The 18,758-nt window shown below is 69.4% G+C and carries 17 protein-coding genes and 2 pseudogenes; 11 read left to right on the top strand and 8 right to left on the bottom strand.

Annotation, left to right across the window (positions count from 1 at the left end; genetic code table 11):
- Positions 1–268 precede the first annotated feature (268 nt).
- Positions 269–787, top strand: a complete 519-nt coding sequence (locus tag AC3EQ1_RS27380) for a hypothetical protein (RefSeq protein WP_432097010.1) — start codon at positions 269–271, stop codon at positions 785–787.
- A gap of 360 nt (positions 788–1,147) precedes the next feature.
- On the opposite strand, the gene AC3EQ1_RS27375 is transcribed toward AC3EQ1_RS27380, so the two are convergent.
- A complete protein-coding gene (locus tag AC3EQ1_RS27375; protein WP_432097009.1) occupies positions 1,148–1,984 on the bottom strand; it encodes a creatininase family protein in 837 nt (278 codons plus the stop codon).
- A 455-nt stretch (positions 1,985–2,439) separates the two neighbouring features.
- On the opposite strand from AC3EQ1_RS27375, the gene AC3EQ1_RS27370 reads away from it, so the two are divergent.
- On the top strand, positions 2,440–3,552 hold the full coding sequence (locus tag AC3EQ1_RS27370) for a PP2C family protein-serine/threonine phosphatase (RefSeq protein WP_432097008.1): 1,113 nt from the start codon (positions 2,440–2,442) through the stop codon (positions 3,550–3,552).
- A gap of 87 nt (positions 3,553–3,639) precedes the next feature.
- Here the strand turns inward: AC3EQ1_RS27370 and AC3EQ1_RS27365 are convergent, their stop codons facing one another.
- Positions 3,640–4,311, bottom strand: coding sequence for a hypothetical protein (locus AC3EQ1_RS27365; RefSeq protein WP_432097007.1), 672 nt, complete (start codon positions 4,309–4,311; stop codon positions 3,640–3,642).
- A gap of 325 nt (positions 4,312–4,636) precedes the next feature.
- Positions 4,637–5,299: a TetR/AcrR family transcriptional regulator gene (locus tag AC3EQ1_RS27360; RefSeq protein ID WP_432097006.1), complete on the bottom strand. Its 663-nt coding sequence runs from the start codon at positions 5,297–5,299 to the stop codon at positions 4,637–4,639.
- Positions 5,300–5,477: 178 nt separating this feature from the next.
- Here AC3EQ1_RS27360 and AC3EQ1_RS27355 point away from each other — a divergent pair, with 178 nt between their 5' ends.
- From AC3EQ1_RS27355 to AC3EQ1_RS27345, 3 genes are read left to right on the top strand one after another with little or no spacing between them, the layout of a single operon-like run.
- A complete protein-coding gene (locus AC3EQ1_RS27355; RefSeq protein ID WP_432097005.1) occupies positions 5,478–5,732 on the top strand; it encodes a ferredoxin in 255 nt (84 codons plus the stop codon).
- Entirely contained in the window at positions 5,729–7,102 is a 1,374-nt protein-coding gene (locus AC3EQ1_RS27350) for an NAD(P)/FAD-dependent oxidoreductase (protein ID WP_432097004.1), read from the top strand. The genes AC3EQ1_RS27355 and AC3EQ1_RS27350 overlap by 4 nt, the downstream gene beginning before the upstream one ends.
- A gap of 14 nt (positions 7,103–7,116) precedes the next feature.
- Positions 7,117–8,343: a cytochrome P450 gene (locus tag AC3EQ1_RS27345; RefSeq protein WP_432097003.1), complete on the top strand. Its 1,227-nt coding sequence runs from the start codon at positions 7,117–7,119 to the stop codon at positions 8,341–8,343.
- 187 nt (positions 8,344–8,530) lie between these two features.
- Here AC3EQ1_RS27345 and AC3EQ1_RS27340 read toward each other — a convergent pair whose 3' ends face one another.
- Together AC3EQ1_RS27340 and AC3EQ1_RS27335 are read right to left on the bottom strand one after the other, a co-directional pair.
- A complete protein-coding gene (locus tag AC3EQ1_RS27340; protein ID WP_432097002.1) occupies positions 8,531–10,021 on the bottom strand; it encodes a phosphatase PAP2 family protein in 1,491 nt (496 codons plus the stop codon).
- Positions 10,022–10,555: 534 nt separating this feature from the next.
- Positions 10,556–11,173, bottom strand: coding sequence for a TetR/AcrR family transcriptional regulator (locus tag AC3EQ1_RS27335; RefSeq protein ID WP_432097001.1), 618 nt, complete (start codon positions 11,171–11,173; stop codon positions 10,556–10,558).
- A gap of 170 nt (positions 11,174–11,343) precedes the next feature.
- On the opposite strand from AC3EQ1_RS27335, the gene AC3EQ1_RS27330 reads away from it, so the two are divergent.
- Positions 11,344–12,492, top strand: a complete 1,149-nt coding sequence (locus AC3EQ1_RS27330; RefSeq protein WP_432097000.1) for an FAD-dependent oxidoreductase — start codon at positions 11,344–11,346, stop codon at positions 12,490–12,492.
- Between the two features lie 62 nt (positions 12,493–12,554).
- Here the strand turns inward: AC3EQ1_RS27330 and AC3EQ1_RS27325 are convergent, their stop codons facing one another.
- Positions 12,555–13,292, bottom strand: coding sequence for an FG-GAP repeat domain-containing protein (locus AC3EQ1_RS27325; protein WP_432096999.1), 738 nt, complete (start codon positions 13,290–13,292; stop codon positions 12,555–12,557).
- A 161-nt stretch (positions 13,293–13,453) separates the two neighbouring features.
- Here AC3EQ1_RS27325 and AC3EQ1_RS27320 point away from each other — a divergent pair, with 161 nt between their 5' ends.
- On the top strand, positions 13,454–14,002 hold the full coding sequence (locus AC3EQ1_RS27320) for a GNAT family N-acetyltransferase (RefSeq protein WP_432096998.1): 549 nt from the start codon (positions 13,454–13,456) through the stop codon (positions 14,000–14,002).
- Between the two features lie 146 nt (positions 14,003–14,148).
- Here the strand turns inward: AC3EQ1_RS27320 and AC3EQ1_RS27315 are convergent, their stop codons facing one another.
- A complete protein-coding gene (locus AC3EQ1_RS27315; RefSeq protein WP_432096997.1) occupies positions 14,149–14,652 on the bottom strand; it encodes a hypothetical protein in 504 nt (167 codons plus the stop codon).
- 96 nt (positions 14,653–14,748) lie between these two features.
- Between AC3EQ1_RS27315 and AC3EQ1_RS27310 the strand changes: the two are divergent.
- The 4 genes and pseudogenes from AC3EQ1_RS27310 to AC3EQ1_RS27295 all read left to right on the top strand — a co-directional run.
- Positions 14,749–15,191 (top strand): annotated as a pseudogene (locus tag AC3EQ1_RS27310) (IS5 family transposase); the annotation flags it as partial.
- A 108-nt stretch (positions 15,192–15,299) separates the two neighbouring features.
- Positions 15,300–16,793, top strand: coding sequence for an APC family permease (locus tag AC3EQ1_RS27305; RefSeq protein WP_432096996.1), 1,494 nt, complete (start codon positions 15,300–15,302; stop codon positions 16,791–16,793).
- Position 16,794: 1 nt separating this feature from the next.
- Positions 16,795–16,890: pseudogene (locus AC3EQ1_RS27300) on the top strand (universal stress protein); the annotation flags it as partial.
- Between the two features lie 43 nt (positions 16,891–16,933).
- Positions 16,934–17,578, top strand: a complete 645-nt coding sequence (locus AC3EQ1_RS27295; RefSeq protein WP_432096995.1) for a dihydrofolate reductase family protein — start codon at positions 16,934–16,936, stop codon at positions 17,576–17,578.
- A gap of 237 nt (positions 17,579–17,815) precedes the next feature.
- Here the strand turns inward: AC3EQ1_RS27295 and AC3EQ1_RS27290 are convergent, their stop codons facing one another.
- Positions 17,816–18,694, bottom strand: a complete 879-nt coding sequence (locus AC3EQ1_RS27290; protein WP_432096994.1) for an NAD-dependent epimerase/dehydratase family protein — start codon at positions 18,692–18,694, stop codon at positions 17,816–17,818.
- Positions 18,695–18,758 lie beyond the last annotated feature (64 nt).

Genomic DNA, 18,758 nt, shown 5'->3' with positions numbered 1-18,758 from the left:
CACGAGTGAACTCAGTGCCAACACAGTTGTGCACGCTGCGCTCACGACCCACTGGCCGCATTCCTGCATCGTGGAGCGAGGCCGACGAGGGGCGGTCGACCGGTAGGGCGCCGGCAGCCTCGGGCGAACTGGAATTCCGGACAGGCGAGCGACCCAGGTGCTGATAACAGGAGTTCTCCGCCGGGCGACGGACCGGGGCCCGCGGCGACAGCAACTGCCCTGAAGCGGCCAGCCATATGGTGATTCGCAATTTCCATGGGAGGAATCAATGCGTACTCTCACATCAGCGGGAGCCCTCGTCGCTGCCGGCGGCCTCACCCTCGGCCTGATGGCCGCACCGGCATTCGCGACCCCCGCTGCCCCCACCTCTCCGGCCACGGTGCAGGCCGGGGACGCCGACAGTCCCGGGTGGGCCACCCATGTGAAGAACGCCAAGGACGTCGCCGACTCCGGTGTACCGAATCCGAGCAGGACGGTTCGCTGCACTTTCGTGTACTCGGAGGGCGGCAGGAAGACCCACGGCAAGGTGTGTTTCGATCCGAGCGGCGACAAGTTCTACGTCAAGGACATGCGGTCCGACGGAATGAGCATCTACATGCGCGTCATGTATGCGGGCAACCCGCAGACGGTCTTCGACTGCAGGGATTTCAAGGGCAGCGGCGTGGGCTGGACGGCTTGCGAATTCTCCGGGGAGCTGAAGGAGAACCGGCGCATCAACTTCAACGCCTTGGCCTACAAGGGCAACACCCTGGAGCTCGAGGGCCTGACCGGGACCGCGCAGAACTGAACGACCGGACGGGCAGGACCTCTTGACGGGCTTCCCTGGCCACCGGGTCCGATCGTTGCGGTAGGCGATGACGTCCGTCTCTCCTTCGCCTGCCGCACATCACGGCCCCGGCCGGCCAGGGCAGTCGCTCGACGGTCGGCCCGTGCGACGCTCGCGGGACTTGAAGCTGCCGCCGGGGGCCACCCGGTCAGCTGGGGGTGGGGCGCCCGGTCGTAGTCGGGCGCCCGGCTTCACTCCCTGTATGCGCCGGGCAGTCACTCGACGGGCGGGAGCCCATCCGCATGGCTCACCCGGTCTCACCGGCCCGTCGCCCCGAGCCACACCCTCTGCTCAGCCAGGCTCACGTCAACACACATCGGCTCAGCTGCCAGGAGTCCGTGACGTGTCGATCACGACGTCCGCCATGGCGCGAGCCATGCGCTGATGAAATTTCCACAGGAAGGGGTCCTTGGGGCTGGGAGCGCCGAAGAAGCCTTGCGGTGTCACCCGTCGGGCGTGCTCGCCGCCCTTCCGCCATTCCATCAGGTCCTCCCGGCCCAGGCCGGTCGGCTTCAGTCGTTCCATGGCGTCGTAGTCGACGATCTCGGGGAACCAGCGCATCATCAATGCGCTTTCGATCTCCTCCGCGTGCACACCCAATTCGCCGGTCAACTCCAGACCTTCGAACAAGGGCTGCATGGCAAAGACACCCACGGCAGGCGTCTGCGCGGCGTCTCCGAGCCGGTCGGCGATGAAGTCGGGTTCCACCAGCACGACACCGGTATGCCCCATCTCGTGCCGGCTCCGCACAACGTCCAGCAGCATCCGGTTGTGGGCGATGTCCCCCTGGTGGTTGATGACGAAGATGTGTTCGAAGCCGTCCGTGGCCAGGGAATCCAGGATGTCGGTGTGCAGGGCGACTGCTGTCTCGGGACGGGTTCGGAAGGTCCCGGCGAAGCTCGCACAGACCTGATTGATGCCCCAGAAAACCGGCGGAGCGATCAGCGTCTCCACCCCACGCCGCTCCAACTCCGCCTTCACGAGCCGACACAGTTGATAAGCGCCGTAGGCATCGGTCCCCAGCGGCAGGTGGGGACCGTGCTGCTCTATGACACCGGTGGGCAGGAGCACGTATGCTCCCCGGTCGACCGCCGCCTCGACTTCCGGATACGTGAGGTCGGCCATTGTTTCAGCAAATATCGAATACCCGGTGGTCACCTGGGTCTCCTCCCCCTGAACTCGTGTGAGCCCGCCTCCGGGCCCCGCAATGATCTTCACGTCCGGGTGAGGACCGGCGCGATCACCGGTCACGACTGCAGCGCAGTCAGGATCTTGGAGGAAGTACACATATCTACGGCGCTGCCGTTGAACCGAGCCATGATTCGGTGCACCCGCCGGAGGAGTTCGACGGTCGGCAGGACGGCTGTGAACTGTCTCGGACGAGCCGGACAGGGCTCTGGCAGCCAAGGCGTTCACGCCGTTACGGGCCACGACGTCGTGCGCCACGGCGACCATGGTGTCCAGGCCCCGCCGGAACGGGCACCCCGACACGGGCACCTCGTGCATCCGGCGGGCCGCGTCCGCGATCCGTTCCCACATCCCGCGACCGGCCCCAGGGGTGATCGTGGAGCTGCCTGCACGTGCCGGGACCGGTGGGGGTGAGATCATGGAAGGTGTCTTTTCGGCAGCTGATGGACATCCAGCGTTCCTGGAGACCAGGGCGTGCGCTGGTGCTCATCCCGCTCGTGCTGATCATCGCGGTCTGCACGATCGACATCCTCGCTCCCCCCGACATCCACCTGGGCCCCCTTCTGGTGGTGGCCCCCGCGATCACAGCGGCCTTCGCCGGCCCCCGCCTGGCGGCGCTGATCGGGCTGCTGGCCATCACGGCCCAGATCGTGATCGGTGCGGTCGGCGGTGAGCTGACGACCGAGAACCTGCAGGCCCAGATCGCCGCCCTGAGCCTCGTATCGGTCATGGTCGTGGTGTTCTGCCTGATCAGGGACCGGCACGCGGACCAGCTGCATCAGAGCCGCTCCATCGCCCGAACGGCCCAGGATGTGCTGCTCCGCCCGCTCCCCGAGCGCAGCGGGCCGCTGGAGATCGATTCCCTCTACCTCGCCGCCGAGGACCAAGCCGTCATCGGCGGCGACCTCTTCGCGGCTGCCCGCACCACCACCAGCACACGCCTGCTGATCGGGGACGTCCGGGGCAAGGGTCTGCCGGCGATCAGCCACGCGGCTCTGCTGCTCGGTGCCTTCCGCGCCGCGGCCCACCGGCAGGCGACGCTGACGAACCTCGCCATCCACCTCGACGGAGCCATGCGGTGGGACGCCGGCCAATGGCGGACCGATCCGGCACCGGACACCGAGGAGTCCTTCGCCACGGCGATCCTGCTCGACATCCCCGACGACGACCCCGTGGTCCACATCGTCAGCTGCGGCCACCCGGCGCCCATGATCCTCCGCGACGGCCGGGCCGCTCCCCTCCCGGTCGACCGGCCCGCCCCGCCCCTGGGGCTGGGAGGTCTCCCCGGCGCACCCGAGTACAGCATCGAGACCTTCACCTTCCGCCCCGGGGACCTGCTGCTCCTCTACACCGATGGGGTGCTGGAGGCGCGTGACGCGGCAGGCCGCTTCTACCCGCTGGCCGAGCGAGCGGCCGGATGGAGCGCCCAACCGCCCCGGACGCTGGTCCGACAGCTGCGCGAAGACCTCACACGTCACGTCGAGGGGCGTATCGGCGACGACGTCGCGGCGGTCGCGATCCGGCACCGCCGGCCCTGACCCCGCCCACCCGGAACACCGGTGCCGAGGGCGGCGGACCGACCGGCCCGCCTCCCGGGCCGGCGGCGCGAAACGCCCCGCGGACGGTCAGACTCCGTCGGCGACCGGTTCCCTCGCCGCGCTGGGATTCCGGCTGACCAGCAGTCGGTGGTGAACCCTGGGGCCCAGGGCGGCTGTTGTGATCACGATGGCCGCCGCGGCAACGAAGGTGGCGCCGTCCATGTACGCGCCCACGAGCAGTTGGGTCAGGAGCGCGGCGACGACCAAGGCCAGTTTCGCGAGCATCAGGCGTGGTGCGGAGAGGTCGGGCCGCGCCGCGGGGTGGACGGCGCGGGCCCGCATTCGGTGGGCCCGGCGGATCTGTACGGGGATGCTGAGGAGGAGGATCAGGAGTCCGACGGCCGGCATGACCGGGGACCGGGCGGCGTGCGGGTCCAGCAGGTGGCCGAGCAGGCTGCTGGCGCCGAAGGCGGCCGTGATGATGACGAGCCGTGCCGTGATCAGTTGGGCTATGACCGGTGCGGGGCGGGCGGCCTCGTAGAGCTTGTGCAGAAGGCGGCGGTTGGTCCGCAGGAGCACGGGCGGGAGGATCAGCAGGATGGCGAGGGTGCGCAGGGCGTGTTCCCACGCCGGTGCGTCGCCTTCTCCGATCCAGGTGAACGCCATGAATGTGCCGATGCCCGCGTAGGAGACGCGCAGTCTGAGGGCGCTGGGGGCGGCTGTGTCGTGGGGGCGGGCAGTCTTGCGGTGAGCCTTCATGAAGTGGCTCCTTCGCAGGAATCGGGTGAGCACCGGACGGTGCAGGGCACGGACGGTCTGGAGCATCGGGCGGTGCGGGGCGCGGACGTACGGGGCTCGGGCGGTGCGGGGCGCGGCGACGTATGGGGGCGCGGCGACGTATGGGGGCGGGCGGTGCAGGGCATCGGACGGACGGAGCATCGGGCGGTGCGGGGCACCGGCACGCGCACCGCCGCCCCGCCGACGGCCCGGCAGCGGACCCACGGCCGCTGCCGGAGCGGTTGGTCAGCCGGATGGAAGGCCGCCGGGTTCCGGTCAGCCGGATGAACAGCCGCCGGGGTTCCGGTCAGTCGGCGTCGGTGGCCGCGGGCGCCGTCCCGGCGGTGATACCGGCGAACAGCCACTGCAGGGCGTTGGGGAAGAGATCTTCGGGCACGCCGGCCGGGTCGATGCGCCGCTGGCGCACCAGGCCGTCGAACAAGGCCGTCACCACGGTGGCCACGGCCTCGGCGGAGACCTCGGCGGGGGCGCCGTGCTGGGCGAGGGACGTACTGATCACTTGTTGCAGTGCCTGGCGGGGTGCGCTCAGGTTGGCCGCCATGGTGTCCAGGACGTGCGGATTGCGGACTGCGTAGAGCCAGAACTCGGCCTGTAGCGGGGCGAAGTCCATGTCCTTGTCGGCAACGTCGATCAGGAGTCGGCCGACTTCGGCGGCGGCCTCCCCGGTACCCGCCGGATGCCGTTCCAGCGCCTGGGCGGCTTCGGCGATGCGACCGGTCTGGCGGTGGGAGAGCAACTCGAGGAACAGCGCCTCCTTGCCGCCGAAGTTGGAGTACAGCGCACCGATGGAGAAGCCCGCCGCCTCGGCGATCTCCTCCACGGAGGCACCGGTGAAGCCCTTGCGGGCGAAGACCCGCGCCGCCGCCTCCAGCAGGAGCGCACGGGTACGCGCCTTGGCCTCCGCCCGGCTCAGCCGCCGGCGGACAGGTTCATCACTCTCAGTGTTCACATCGAAGAGGCTATTCACATAGTGATCGCTATGTCAACGCTCGGATGGCGTGTACAGTCCTGATAGCGATCACTATTCGAATATGGATCGCTATCCCACGGTGAATGGTCACTGACCAGTCGCGTACGGCGCACACGCCGCCGCGCCGACCCCCCGACCTGCGAGGAAAGGGAAAGAGATGATCACGCAGCCCCCGCCGCAGCCCCTGCGGCTCGTGGTGGACCTGAACCGCTGCCAGAGCTACGGGCAGTGCGTCTACGCCGCCCCGACGGTGTTCCGGTTCCACGGCGAGGAGTCGCTGGAGTACGACTACGCCCCCGGAGCCGGCCTCCGCCGCGAGGTGGAGCGGGCCGCTGCCGCCTGCCCGGTCCAGGCGATCACGCTCGGCGGCGCCACCGAGCCCGCCCCCGGCACGAACGGAGACGGCCGGTGAACGCGTCGGACGCCGCAGGGCTGCGCACCGGTCGGATCGTGGTGGTCGGCGCCTCCCTGGCCGGGCTGCGCGCGGCCGAAGCCCTGCGTGACGCAGGGTTCGCCGGGGAGCTCACCTTGATCGGGGACGAGCCCCACGAGCCGTACGACCGGCCGCCGCTGTCGAAGGCGGTGCTGTCCGGGCGGCTTTGCTGCGACCGCATCACGCTGCCCCGGGTCCGCAACATCGACGCCCGTTGGCTGCTGGGCACCCCCGCGGCCGGACTGGAGGTGCCGGGCCGCCGGGTGGAGCTGGCCGACGGCCGGCGGGTGGAGTACGACCGCCTGCTGATCGCCACCGGCACCCGGGCGCGCCGCTGGCCCGCCGAGGCCGGGGGCGGCCTGGCGGGTGTGCAGGTGCTGCGCACCCGCGAGGACGCCGAGCGGCTGCGCGGCGCGCTGACGGCCGGTCCGTCCCGGGTCCTGGTCATCGGCGCCGGCTTCACCGGTGGCGAAGTCGCCTCCTCCTGCCGCGAGTCGGGGCTAGCCGTGACGGTGACGCAACGCGGCGCGGCGCCGATGGCCGGCGCGCTGGGCGGGGCGATCGGCCGGGCCACGGCCGGCTGGTACCGCGAGGCCGGGGTGGACCTGCGGCTCAACACCACGGTCCACGCCCTGGAAGGCGATCTCTCCGGCCGGTTGCGCCGGGCCGTGCTGTCCGACGGCACGGTGGTGGACGCCGAGGTGGCGGTGGTCGCCACGGGCCCGCTGGCCAACACCGAGTGGCTGGCCGGCTCCGGGCTCGCCGCCGACAGCCGCGGCGTGGTGAGCGACGGTGGCTGCCGGGCCGTGGCCACCGACGGGCGGCCGGTCGAGGAGATCTTCGTCGCCGGTGACGTCGCCCGTTGGCCGCACCCCCTCTACCCAGGGGAGCTGCTGCGCCTGGACCACTGGGACAACGCCGTCGCCCAGGCGCGCACCGTCGCCCACAACATCACCCACGGCCCGGGCGAGAAGCGCGTCCACCAACCGCTGCCCGCCTTCTGGTCACAGCAGTTCGGCCGCTACCTCAAGTCCGTCGGTGTGCCGGCCCTCGCCGACCAGGTCGTCGTCACCCAGGGATCGCTCGACCAGCGGCGGTTCGTCGCCGCCTACGGACTCAAGGGCAGGATGGTGGGCGCCGTGGCGGTCGACTCCCCCCGCGTGCTGGACGGTTACGCCGCGCTCACCGAAGCCGGCGCACCCTTCCCACCCGTGCTGGGCGCCACCGACGGCCCGGACCGCCTCGACCCCGTCGACGCCGGGTTCCCCGGCCGTGACGCCCACCGCACCCGGGACCACGGCGACCGCACACCGCCGGCCACCGCCCCCGCCCCGACCGCACACCGGTGAACGAAAGAGCCCTCATGACCACATCCACGGCACCCTCGGCCGGCGACCTGTTCGCCCAGGTCCTGCGGCAGGATCACCGAGCCGATCCCTACCCCTCCTACGCCCGGATGCGCCGCCGGCCGGTCGACCGGCTGGACGACGGCTCCTGGCTGGTCAGCGGCTACCGGGAGATCCGGCAACTGCTGCACGACCCGCGCAGCAGCGCCGACCGCCTCGACCCGCAGAACAAGATCCCCAAAGCGGCGAGGAGCCTGCTCATGCAGGACCCGCCCCTGCACGACCAGTTGCGCCGTGTGGTCACCGAGGAGTTCATCCCCCGGATCATGGGCATGCGCGACCACCTCGGCGAGCTGGTCGCCCGGCTGCTCGACGCCCACATCGGCGACGGCCCCGGCAGGCTCGACGTCGTCGCCGATCTGGCCTACCCGCTGCCGGTCACGGTGATCTGCGAACTCCTGGGCGTGCCGCCCGAGGACGAGGCCCTCTTCGGCAGCCTCGCCCGGCGCCTCACCCGGGGCCTGGACCCTGTCGACACCCAGACCGAGGAAGAGCTCCGCGCACTCGACGAAGCCCGCGGCGAGTTGGTCGCCTACCTCGAAGGGCTCATCGCCGAGCGCCGCACCGACCCCGGCGACGACCTGCTGTCCGGCCTGATGTTCCACCCGGATCCGGACGAGGTGATGAACCCGGTGCAGCTGCGCGTCACCCTCGGCCTGCTGCTGATCGCCGGACATGAGACCACCGTCAACCTCATCGCCAACGGCACCCTCGCCCTGCTGCGCAACCCCGACGTCCTCGCCCGGCTCCGTGCCGATCCTGACCTGGCCACACCGCTGGTGGAGGAGGTGCTGCGCTACGACCCGCCCGTACAGATGTCCGCCCGCAGCGCCCTGGCCGACATCGACATCGCCGGCACCACCATTCCCCGGGGCTCGCGCATCCGTCTCATGCTCGCGGCGGGGAACCGGGACGCCATGCGGTTCGACGACCCCGACCGGTTCGTCCCCGACCGGGCCGACAACGCCCACCTCGGTTTCGGCGGCGGCCTCCACTACTGCATCGGGGCCACACTCGCCCGCGCGGAAGCGCAGATCGCCTTCACCGCGCTCGCCCGCAGACTTCAGGCACCGCGCCTGGTCACCGACCCGCCGCCGTACCGGGAGAACGCCATCCTGCGCGGTCCGGAACGCCTGCTGGTCGCCTTCGACGGCCTCAGCCCGGACCACGCACCCGCCACCTGACCTCCCGTGTGCCGGACCGGCAGCCTCGGTCGGCCCCTGGTGGGCCGGGGAGGCTGCCGGGGACGCGCCCATGCCGCGGTCACCGTCGGCCTGGCCGCGCTCACCTCCGCCCGCCCCGCCGCGACGGTGGCCACAAGGGCCGAGCGACGGGTGCGTCAAGCAGCTGTGCAAACCGCCGGCCGGGCTCTCAGGGGCGCGGTGGGTGGGTGCGTGCGGCGATCAGAGCGGTCGGGGCCGGGTCCGCAGAGTGGTGGGCGGTCAGCGGTGGCGCCGCTATGAGTTCCCGGTCGTGACTGCCGGCCGTCGAGGAGTGGGGCGGGCTCTCGGGGCACGGCACGCCGAGCTCCTCCTGCTCCGGCCGGAGTTGTCCCGCCGGTGCGGCCGTCCGTTCCCACCGTTCGGTGGTCCGCACGTAGCCGACGATCACTGAGGCCATCGCCAGCAGGAGCAGAGGTCCGAACACCCACGGATGCCGGCTCATCTCCAGCGGCAGATAGCGATACGCCAGCAGGAGCCCGGTGAAGACCGTCGCGCCGTAGGCGGCCAGTTGGATTCCCGACCGGTCCCAGCCACGGGCGTGCGAGCGCAGTGCCGTCTCGATGGTGAGCGTGAACACCACGCCGGCCACGAGGTCCACGCCGTAGTGGTAACCGAATCCCAGGGTCGCGCCCAGGGTCGCGATCAGCCAGAACGTGCCTCCGAGCCGGAGAACCCGTGGGCCCTTGCGGGAATGAATGAAGATCGCGGTGGCCCACGCCGTGTGCAGGCTGGGCATGCAGTTGCGCGGAGTGATCTCGTTGAAGGGCATCGACTGCGGGGTGCCGATCGGCGGCGGCGTGTTCGGCCACAGGTCGGCCACCGCCCACTGCCCGCCGTCGGCGCCGTAAGCGAAGATCGGTCCGACCACCGGGAAGATCATGTAGATGCCCGGTCCGAGAAGGCCGATGACCAGGAACGTGCGCACCAGATGGTGGGCCGGGAAGCGGCGCTCGACCGCCACATGACGCAGCTGGTACGCCGTGACGACGACCGCGGCCACCGCGAGCTGGATGTAGACGTAGTCGAGAACGTGGGCGCCGATCGGGCCGGCGGCCTGGACGATCCTGCCTGCCACCCACGACGGGTCGCCCAGCGCGTGATCGGCGGTGGCCAGGTACTGATCGAGCACCGTCGGGCGGGTCTTCGAGGTGATGAGCAGCCAGGTGTCACCGGTCTTGCGGCCGGCCACCAGCAGCAGGGCCAGCCCGACGCCCTTCAGCAGCAGGGTCCGTTCCCGGCCCGTGCGGCGCGTGACAGCGATGACGGCACAGGCCAGAACCACCCACAACGCGCCGTTGCCGAAGGGGTGGCCGGAGCCCGGTGCCGCCTCGACCGGCCACCGCAGGAACAAGAAGACGGCATCGATGCCGATCGCGGCACCGGCCGCGATGAACCGTTGCCGCCAGGTGAGCACCACCATCATCAACGCCATGCCCGCGTACAGCAGTGGCCCCGACTTGGGGGCGAAGATCACCTCTCGCGCCTGGTTGGTGATCGGCCCCGGCTGACCGAAGCGACGCGCGGCGATCTCCAGCGCGAGGAGGAATCCGAGGGCCACCACCCCCGCCACGGCCCACAGGGCAGCCCGCGGTGGACGCGCCGCAACGAAAGGAACTCTGGAGCTTATTCGCGAGAACATCCGCGATGCTATAGGTATCAATTGTTTGACCGATTTGTCAGTTGTTGGCCGAATAACTCACTTTTCGTGCTGGATTGCATGGCTTTCTAGTCAAGAGTGGACGATCAGGGCGATCGTCCGTAAGTTCGATCATGTTATCGGAGTGAACGGCCGGGGTCTCCTGGTTACGCATGACAGGACAGGCCGACCGACCCCGCGCTCGATGACCCATCCACTTCGACGAGGACCGTGAAGCTCCCGACACCCGGCGGGCAGCGAGGGCGCCATGGGCGCCCCAGCAGCCCCGAAGCGTGCACACAAGGTCGTGGACCGGCAGCCCGGGCAGGGGCATTGACATACGGGCCGGGGTTGATCCCGGACGACCCGGTGCAGGTGCGACCGAAGGAACGAAGTACGCTCGGCCGCCGCGCAGGCGAGGGTGCGGGCGGCCCGGGACGGGGACGGCTCAGCCGTCCCGCCATTCCGCCCTGGCGCCTCATCACCTCACCAGAGACAGCGCCCCTATGAGCCGCGCGGCCGACCCGGCTCGATACCTCAGCCCTTGCCGGAGCCCTTCACGGCACCCTCGGATTCACACTGCGACCGCCAGCCGTGGACCAAGAGGTCGAACGCCGTCTCCACGGCAGCGCTCGGGTCGCGTCGGCCCCTGATCAACGCCGGGACCTCCAGGACGAACCGCGCGAGCGCCGAGCACGCGAGATCGCCCGCCTCCCGGCCGAGTTCCTCCGCGATCGCGGCGCCGAGGGCGCCCGCATGGCGCATCCACATGCGCTCCGCGTACTCGCGGAGCGCAGGTGTCCGGTCCACCAGCGCGGCGAACCGACGCAGGCGAGGGTCCGACGCGATGGGCACCCAGGACTTCAGCGCGTGGGCACGAAGCTCCTCGATCACACTCCGGCCCTCGGGCCGTTCACGCACGGCGGCGATCAGCCCTGCCTCGACTTCTTCCTCGCGGTCGAAGACCAGCGCCTCCTTGCTCGGGAAGTGCGCGAAGAGGGTCGTCGTCGACACGTCGGCCCGTTCGGCGACGTCGCGGACGCTCACTCGCTCGAAACCGTGCTCCAGGAAGAGCTCCAGGGCGGCGTCGGCGATGGTCTGCCTGGTCGCGGCCTTCTTGCGCTCGCGACGACCAACGGTCGGAGAGTCGGGCATGACGTCACCGTACCCCATGACTGGAACGAGACAGAAACTGGAACCGTTGCATTTATGGACTGGTTTCTGTTTTGCTGACTGCCATGGGGCGCCGCCCCGAGGGGGTCGCGGCACCGCTCGTCGCCACGCCACGGCGTGATCGGGAACCCCACCGACGAAAGGAGTCCGCCGTGGACTCTCCGACGCCCGCGGGCGCGCGGATCAGCATCATCGGCGCCGGTCCGGGAGGCCTCACGTGCGCGCGCATCCTGCAGCGGCACGGCATCGCGGTGACCGTGTACGACCGCGATCCGCAAGTGAACTCCCGCAACCAGGGAGGCTCGCTCGACCTGCGCCCGGAGGACGGCCAGTTCGCCCTCCGCGAGGCGGGCCTGCTGGAGGAGTTCTTTTCGCTCGCCCGGCTCGAAGGGCAGGAAATGCGCCGGATGGACCCGGCGGGGCGCGTCCTCGCCCACCATCTGCCGGACGAGGGCGAGACCGGCAGCCCCGAGATCGACCGCGGACAACTGCGCGATCTCCTGTTGCGTTCACTCGCTGCGGGAACGGTTCAGTGGGGGTGCGCTCTCACCTCGGTGAGCGGACCGGCCAGCGGGCCGCGAACCCTGATGTTCACGGACGGGACGGCCGTCGAGACGGATCTGGTGATCGGTGCCGACGGCGCCTTCTCCCGCGTTCGCGCCGCCGTATCGCCCGCGACACCGCGCTACACCGGGGTCGGCTTCCTCGAGGCACGGTTCGACGCCATGGAGCGGGCGCACCCCGAGCTGTCCCGACTGGTCGGGAAAGGCAGTGCTCATGTCGCCGACGGCGAGCGGGGGCTGTTCGCACAGCGCAACAGCGGCGGGCACATGCGCGTGTACCTCATGCAGCGGGTCCCCGCGGACTGGATCGCGGCGAACGGGCTCCGCCCCGAGGACACCCGGGGCATCCGCGCGCATCTGCTCCGCGAGTACGCGGCCTGGTCACCGCGGATACTCCGGATGATCACCGACAACGACGGCGCCTACGTCGACCGTCCGATCTTCGCCCTGCCGGTACCGCACACCTGGGAGCACTCGCCCGGAGTGACGCTCCTGGGAGACGCCGCACACCTCATGCCGCCGCTCGGTGTCGGCGTCAACCTCGCCATGCTCGACGCCTGCGAACTCGCGCTCGCACTCGTCCGCTCCCCCACCGTCGGCCACGCCGTCCGGCGCTACGAGCAGTCGATGCTCCCGCGCTCGGCCGAAGCGGCCCGGGCACTCGACGGTGGCGCCGAGCATCTGCTCTCCGTGCCCGGCCCCGACGAGATCGCGCGGTTCGAGCCGGCCCGGTCCTGACACCCGCCGCCGCGAAGGCGGGCGCCGCCGGTCCGCAGGAGGACCGGCGGCGCCGCGGGTGGTCAGGAGCAGGGCTTGTAGAACTGCTTCCAGCCGTCGGTGGGCATGGACGGCGGCTCACCCGTGGTCGCGAACTCGCCGTACTTCACCTGCTGTTCGTAGACGTAGCTCCCCGGGCCGCTGCCCGGCTTCGTGAGGCGCACGTCCCGGTCCAGCCCTCCGTCGCCGGAGTTGTTGAGGATCGCGAGGTCCGGGTACGCGTCGCCGCCGTAGTTGGCGATCCGGAGTTGCTTGGCCTCGCCGAGCTCGCCGATGTCGGAGTGCCGGGGGTGGGCGGACTTGAGGTTCGACCGCTTGAGCGGGCCGGGGCGGTATTCCGCGAGGCGCGCCGTCGCGGGGTCGTCCCCGCCGGCCGGCTTGACGATGTTGACGACCATGTCCAGGGTGCCGTCCTTCTGGAAGTCGGCGACCGCGGCGGACGCGATCTCCCCGCGCTTCGCGCCGAGAAGCTCGCTGACGGCGTGCTTCGCGCCGAACGTACCGGTCGCGGTCCCCCACTGGACCGTCATCCTGGTGCCGGTGTGCCCAGGGTTCACGATCTTGTCCGGGCGGCGGTCACCGTCGAGATCGCCGACCAGCGTCGTGGCGTCGGCCAGGCACGGGACCGCCGTCGCGGCCGGCTTGCCGGAACGCCCTAAGGCCTGCGCCTCCGCCGCATTGGCCTGGTAACCGGCAGCGGTGAGGATCAGGGCGGCAGCCGCGACCGGGGCGGCGATCAGACGAGAGTGCTTGTGCAGCATCTTCGACTCCTAACGTCGTTGCTGCCGGGTGAGATGCGGGTGACGTTCGGCGCGTTCCTGCCCGAATCGCCGTATTACACAACCGTGACGCGCGAACGGGCCCCCGTATGCCGGCCTTGCGGCCCCGCTCCGGCCTCAGGAGAGAGCCCTAACATTGGCCCATGCCCCTTACGCCGTCACGAGTCGAACTGTGCCCGCTCACCCTCGCCGACCAGGATGAGTTCTGCTCGCTCGTACGGGGCAGCTCCGAGCTCCATGCGCCGTGGATGCAGCTGCCCGCGACCGCCGAGGAGTTCCAGGGGTGGATGCGCCGCTTCGACGACGGTACGAACCGGGGCTTCGTGATCCGCGTTCAGGAGACCGGTGCAGCCGCCGGCATGGTCAACTTCAACTCGATCATCCGGGGCCGCTACCAGGGCGCGTCCCTCGGCTACGCGGCTTTCGCCCCGTCTGCGGGACGGGGTTACATGACCGAAGGGCTCACCCTCGCCCTGCAGCACGCCTTCAACGACCTGCGGCTCCACCGGCTGGAGGCCAGCATTCAGTCGGCGAACGAGGCGTCCTTGGCCTTGGTCCAGCGCCTGGGCTTTCGTTACGAAGGCCTGTCGCCCGCCTATCTCTATATCAACGGGGCCTGGCGCGACCACGAACGTTGGTCCATCACCGCACCGGCTCCCTGGACGCCCGATCCCACCCTTCCCGAGGTCTAGCCGGCCTCGGCTGCGGTTTTGGTGTCCTGGATTACAGAATTGGCGAAAGTGGTTCAAAATGGCTGGGGGTTGGCGTGATGGTCGGTGTCGCGTTGAATCAGGCGGTCGCGGTGACCCAGCGATGGCCGTTTGACGCCGTGAGCCGGTCATAGCTTGCCGAGCGTCACTCCGCGCCAGGTCCACCCCGCCTTGATAACGGTGTCCCGGAGGGGATCCTTCAGTTCGGAGCTGTCGAAGCGGAAGGTCTCCGTCACTTCAAGACCACCCTCCTTTCCCCGCCCAATGGTCCACCTATAGGACTTCTGGTTAACGGGTCCGCGTCCGTATTCATACGAAACCGGGACACCGCCGACCCACTTGATCTTCCACTGCTCGTCGAGTGCACGTACCTCGCGCTTTCCCGGCACAAACCTCATACGGATCCGGATGCGGCGGCTCAACTGGGATCTGGCGAAGTACGTTTGCCAGGCCGACTCCATGAGCCGCCATTCGGCCACCAGGTGTGCGCCTTCTTGGGCGCCGTAGCGTACGACGTAGGGAACGTCAGGTCCGTTGAGGCTGAGCAGCATGGCCTTCAGGTCCTCAGTGGGCTGCGGTGTGACATTGCTGCCGGGTCGTTTCGTACCGCTCAGTTTGTCGAGGAAGCGCATCGGTTCAACCTAAGGAGTGTTCCGCCGTCTGAACAACAACGGCCGCGAGGGCTAGGCAGTGTCTTCAAATGATCTCGCTTGGTGGACCGTGGTGTCGTGATACGTCGCCATGAACTGTCCGATGCCGAGTGGCAGTTTGTCCGGCCGCTGCTGCCCGAGTCGTTGCGTGGGCGGAAGCGGCTGGACGACCGCAGGGTTCTGAACGGGATCGTGTGGAAGTTCCGGACCGGGACGGCTTGGCGGGATGTGCCCGAGCGGTATGGGCCGTGGGCCACGCTCCACACCCGCTTCCGCAAGTGGGCGGCGGACGGAACGTTCGACCGGATGCTCCGCGCTGCCCAGGCGACAGCGGATGCGGCGGGCGACGTCGAGTGGCTGGTGTCCGTCGACTCCACGGTCGTCCGCGCTCACCAGCACGCGGCCGGGGCCCGAAAAGGGGGCTCCGCGACCCGGCTCTCGGCCGGTCCAGGGGCGGCCTGACCAGCAAGATTCACCTGGCCTGTGACGGGCGGGGCCGGACGCTCGCTTTCGTCGTCACGGGCCCCACCCCCGCTCCTACCTGACATGCGTCGGCCGGAGTGATCCAATGACGCTGAATCAGCATATAGCGCGATTCTCTGGATCCACGCACGACGAAGCGAGGGAACATGGCCGACGACGCCGTTGACGCGAGACCTCCCCAAGAGCTGAAAGCCGATGCGATCAGCTTTCTCGACGCGCTCGTCATCGGACTCAACGCCACCTCCCCGGCATACTCACTGGCCGCGGTCATCGGTCCGGTCGCGGCGCTCGTGGCGATCTACACCCCCGGGGTGATGCTCGCTTCGTTCGTTCCCATGCTGCTCATCGCGTCCGCGTTCTACTACCTCAACAGGGTCGACCAGGACTGCGGCACGACGTTCTCGTGGGTCACCCGGGCCATGGGCCCGTGGGCGGGCTGGCTCGGCGGCTGGGCCATCGCGATGACCGGGGTACTCGTCGTCGGATCGCTGGCCGATGTCGCCGTGAGCTTCGCGCTGCTCGCCTTCGGCCTCGACAGCTGGGTCGACAACGAGGTCGTGCGCCAGATCCTCACGGTGGCGCTGATCCTCGTCATGACCGCCATGTGCGTCATCGGCACCGAGCTGTCGGCCAGGGTGCAGAACGTGCTGATCCTGCTTCAGGTCGTCTTCCTGCTGATCTTCGTGGCGGTGGCGCTCTACAAGGTCTACAACGGAACGAGCGCCTTCGATTCCATCGAACCGAAGTTCGGCTGGCTGAATCCCTTCGGGGCCGGAGGCGCCTCGCTGACCAGCGGGCTGCTGCTGGGCGTGTTCATCTACTGGGGCTGGGAATCCGCGGTCAACCTCAACGAGGAGACGGAGAACTCCGCCAGCGCGCCCGGCAAGGCCGCGGTCTGGTCGACGATCGTGCTGCTGGTGACGTATGTGTCGGTCGCCTTCGCCGTCGTGGCGTACGCGGGCACGGACTTCCTGTCCGACAACGCCGAGGAGGAGGAGTTCATCTTCGCGCTGCTCGCCGGCGAGGTGATGGGCGGCTGGGACTGGATCGTGCTGCTGGCGGTGTCCACCTCCGCGCTCGCCTCCACCCAGACCACGATCATCCCGGCCTCGCGCACCGCGCTGTCGATGGCCCGGCGCCATGCGCTGCCCGGCTGGTTCGGCCGTATCCACCCCCGGTTCCGCACCCCGGATGTGAGTACCTGGTGGGTCGCGGGCATCGCCATCGCCTGGTACCTGGTGGTCCGCCAGATCAGCGAGAACGCGCTCTTCGACTCCCTCACCGCGCTGTCCCTGCTCATCGCCTTCTACTACGCGCTCACGGGACTGGCCTGCGCGGTCTACTACCGCCGCCACCTCACCGAGAGCCTCCACAACTTCCTCCTCATCGGGGCCGGTCCGCTCATCGGGGCCGGGCTGCTGGCGTGGCTGCTCGTGGAGTCCGTCGGCGACATGGCCGACCCCGCGAACTCCTACAGCGGAGTCTCCTGGTTCGGCCTCGGCCCGCCGCTGGTCATCGGCATCGCGATCTCCATCGCCGGCGTGGTGATCATGATCGTGTGGCGGCTCCTCTCCCCCGTCTTCTGGTCGGAGCGCCCGGGCGTCGCCGACCCCGACCTCGTGCACGGCAAGGAGTCCTGAGATGCCCGTTGTCCTCGGATACGACCAGTCGCCGGGCGCGGCACGCGCACTGCGCGTCGCGATCGAGGTCGCGGCCGCGTTCGGCGAACCCCTCGTGTCACCCAGTTGCGATTCGCAAGCACTTGCCGAAGGTGGATCACATGACCAAAGTCCGCGTGCACAACTTCTTCGTCTCCCTCGACGGCCACAGCGCAGGCGAGACGATCACACTCGACACGCCCATTGGGGGCGCCGAGAGGCTGTTCGCGCGCTTCGATGGGCGGGTCATCCACGGCGTGGACGCCGTGGATGACCCGATCACCCTCGATCACGCCCTCACGAGCACCTGGGGTCAGGGCATCGGGGCCGAGATCATGGGCCGGGGCAAGTTCGGTCCGCAGACCGGCGAGTGGACCGACGACGACTGGCGAGGCTGGTGGGGCGACGCACCCCCCTTTCGTACGCCCGTGGTAGTGCTCACCCACCACCGGCGTAACCCCATCTCCTTCGACAACGGGACGAGCTTCCACTTTCTCGACGCCACCCCCGAAGGCGCCCTCGCATACGCCCAGGACCTTGCCAACGGCCGGGACGTTCGCATCGGCGGTGGTCCCACGACCGTCCGGCAGTTTCTGACAGCCGACCTCATCGACTTCATGCACCTGGTCACCGTGCCCATCACCCTCGGCACCGGGGTATCGATGTGGGATGGGCTTGCCCAAGTCCAGGACCGCTTCACCGTCGAGTCGGCAACCTCGGCAAGCGGCCTCACACACCACTTCTGGAATCGAACCAGTGCCAGCTGAGGCTTGTCCCGCAATAATCTTCCGAGAGGTGTGAACATCGGCGGCTGGTGTCCCTGTTCGGCTACCCGGCGAGGGCGAGGTTGTGCAGTCGGGCGATTCCAGGAAGGCACCAACGCCGTGATCACACGAGACACACCAAGATCATTTCACCGTGACCAGCAGCTACGGGACGCCCAAGAGTGGTGTCTCACGGCGTTGGTTCCACGGAAGTCGTCGAGGGCGAGCTGAGCCGTCCGATCACTCATGGCCCGGCTCGCCCGCGGTATCGCGCAGTAGTTGCTGGACTCCGCGAACAGGTCGGTAACCGAATGCGTTTGCGGCGGCAGTCGAGGCGTACACCCGGTCCAGGCGATCAGGCACTGGCCACCCCCGGTCGCGGAATGCCTGGACGACGTCGGGAACCCGTGCGGCGAGCACCGCGCCCGCATCGCGGGCAAGGGCAAGGCAGTCCTCTCGGTGAAACGGGTGCGGCCCGGAGATATTGAACCTGCCGGTGACGGTGGGGTGTGCCACGGCCAGGACCCCCGCCGCGGCTACGTCGCCGACGTCGACTGCCCGGTGCAGCAGGTGGCGGGCCCGCACAGGCAGTGGTTCCGGAAAGCACCGTGATATACGCAGCGTGACCGAAGAAACGGCGCAGGCGGCGACCAGCTCCTCTGCCGCCAGTTTGGTCTCGTCGTAGATGTCCCTGGGAACCGGCGTGAGCTGCTCGTCCACCCAGACCGCACGGTCGGTGGGCACCAGGGCGTGTCCGTACACACTCGTACTGCTGATGTAGAGAACCCGCCGGACGCCGAGGCGGGCAGCATCGTCGAGCAGGCCCGCGGTCGCGTCTACGTTCACGGCTCGGAACTCTTCATCGGCCAGGCGCCCGACATGCGGGGCGTGCAGCGCGGCTGTATGGACCAGGACATCGGCCGACTGCAATGCGGCTAGCCGCACCTGCCGGTCTCGCAGGTCTCCGACGACGCTCGTCCAGCGGCCGGGAATCCGGTCCACGCCGTGTACCACCCAGCCGGCTTCGTCGAGTGCCTCGGCCAGGGCCGCTCCGACCCGGCCCGAACTTCCGGTAACCGCAACCAGCCCAGCGGGGGTTCTTTTCGTCGCTGAGTGCACGCGTCCGACTGTACGGCGTGGAACCCATCTCCTGAGATGGAACAGCTGAACAGGGAGGCAGACT

It is taken from the genome of Streptomyces sp. bgisy100, assembly GCF_057709105.1.
Note: the sequence above shows the minus strand (reverse complement) of the source record. Positions and strands in the feature narration are given on the sequence as shown.

Excerpts from the sequence above, each read along its gene's own strand:
- AC3EQ1_RS27380 (WP_432097010.1), top strand. The coding sequence starts at position 269 with ATGCGTACTCTCACATCAGCGGGAGCCCTCGTCGCTGCCGGCGGCCTC.
- AC3EQ1_RS27365 (WP_432097007.1), bottom strand. The coding sequence starts at position 4,311 with ATGAAGGCTCACCGCAAGACTGCCCGCCCCCACGACACAGCCGCCCCC.
- AC3EQ1_RS27355 (WP_432097005.1), top strand. The coding sequence starts at position 5,478 with ATGATCACGCAGCCCCCGCCGCAGCCCCTGCGGCTCGTGGTGGACCTG.
- AC3EQ1_RS27345 (WP_432097003.1), top strand. The coding sequence starts at position 7,117 with ATGACCACATCCACGGCACCCTCGGCCGGCGACCTGTTCGCCCAGGTC.
- AC3EQ1_RS27340 (WP_432097002.1), bottom strand. The coding sequence starts at position 10,021 with ATGTTCTCGCGAATAAGCTCCAGAGTTCCTTTCGTTGCGGCGCGTCCA.
- AC3EQ1_RS27335 (WP_432097001.1), bottom strand. The coding sequence starts at position 11,173 with ATGCCCGACTCTCCGACCGTTGGTCGTCGCGAGCGCAAGAAGGCCGCG.
- AC3EQ1_RS27325 (WP_432096999.1), bottom strand. The coding sequence starts at position 13,292 with ATGCTGCACAAGCACTCTCGTCTGATCGCCGCCCCGGTCGCGGCTGCC.
- AC3EQ1_RS27320 (WP_432096998.1), top strand. The coding sequence starts at position 13,454 with ATGCCCCTTACGCCGTCACGAGTCGAACTGTGCCCGCTCACCCTCGCC.
- AC3EQ1_RS27315 (WP_432096997.1), bottom strand. The coding sequence starts at position 14,652 with ATGCGCTTCCTCGACAAACTGAGCGGTACGAAACGACCCGGCAGCAAT.
- AC3EQ1_RS27305 (WP_432096996.1), top strand. The coding sequence starts at position 15,300 with ATGGCCGACGACGCCGTTGACGCGAGACCTCCCCAAGAGCTGAAAGCC.
- AC3EQ1_RS27295 (WP_432096995.1), top strand. The coding sequence starts at position 16,934 with ATGACCAAAGTCCGCGTGCACAACTTCTTCGTCTCCCTCGACGGCCAC.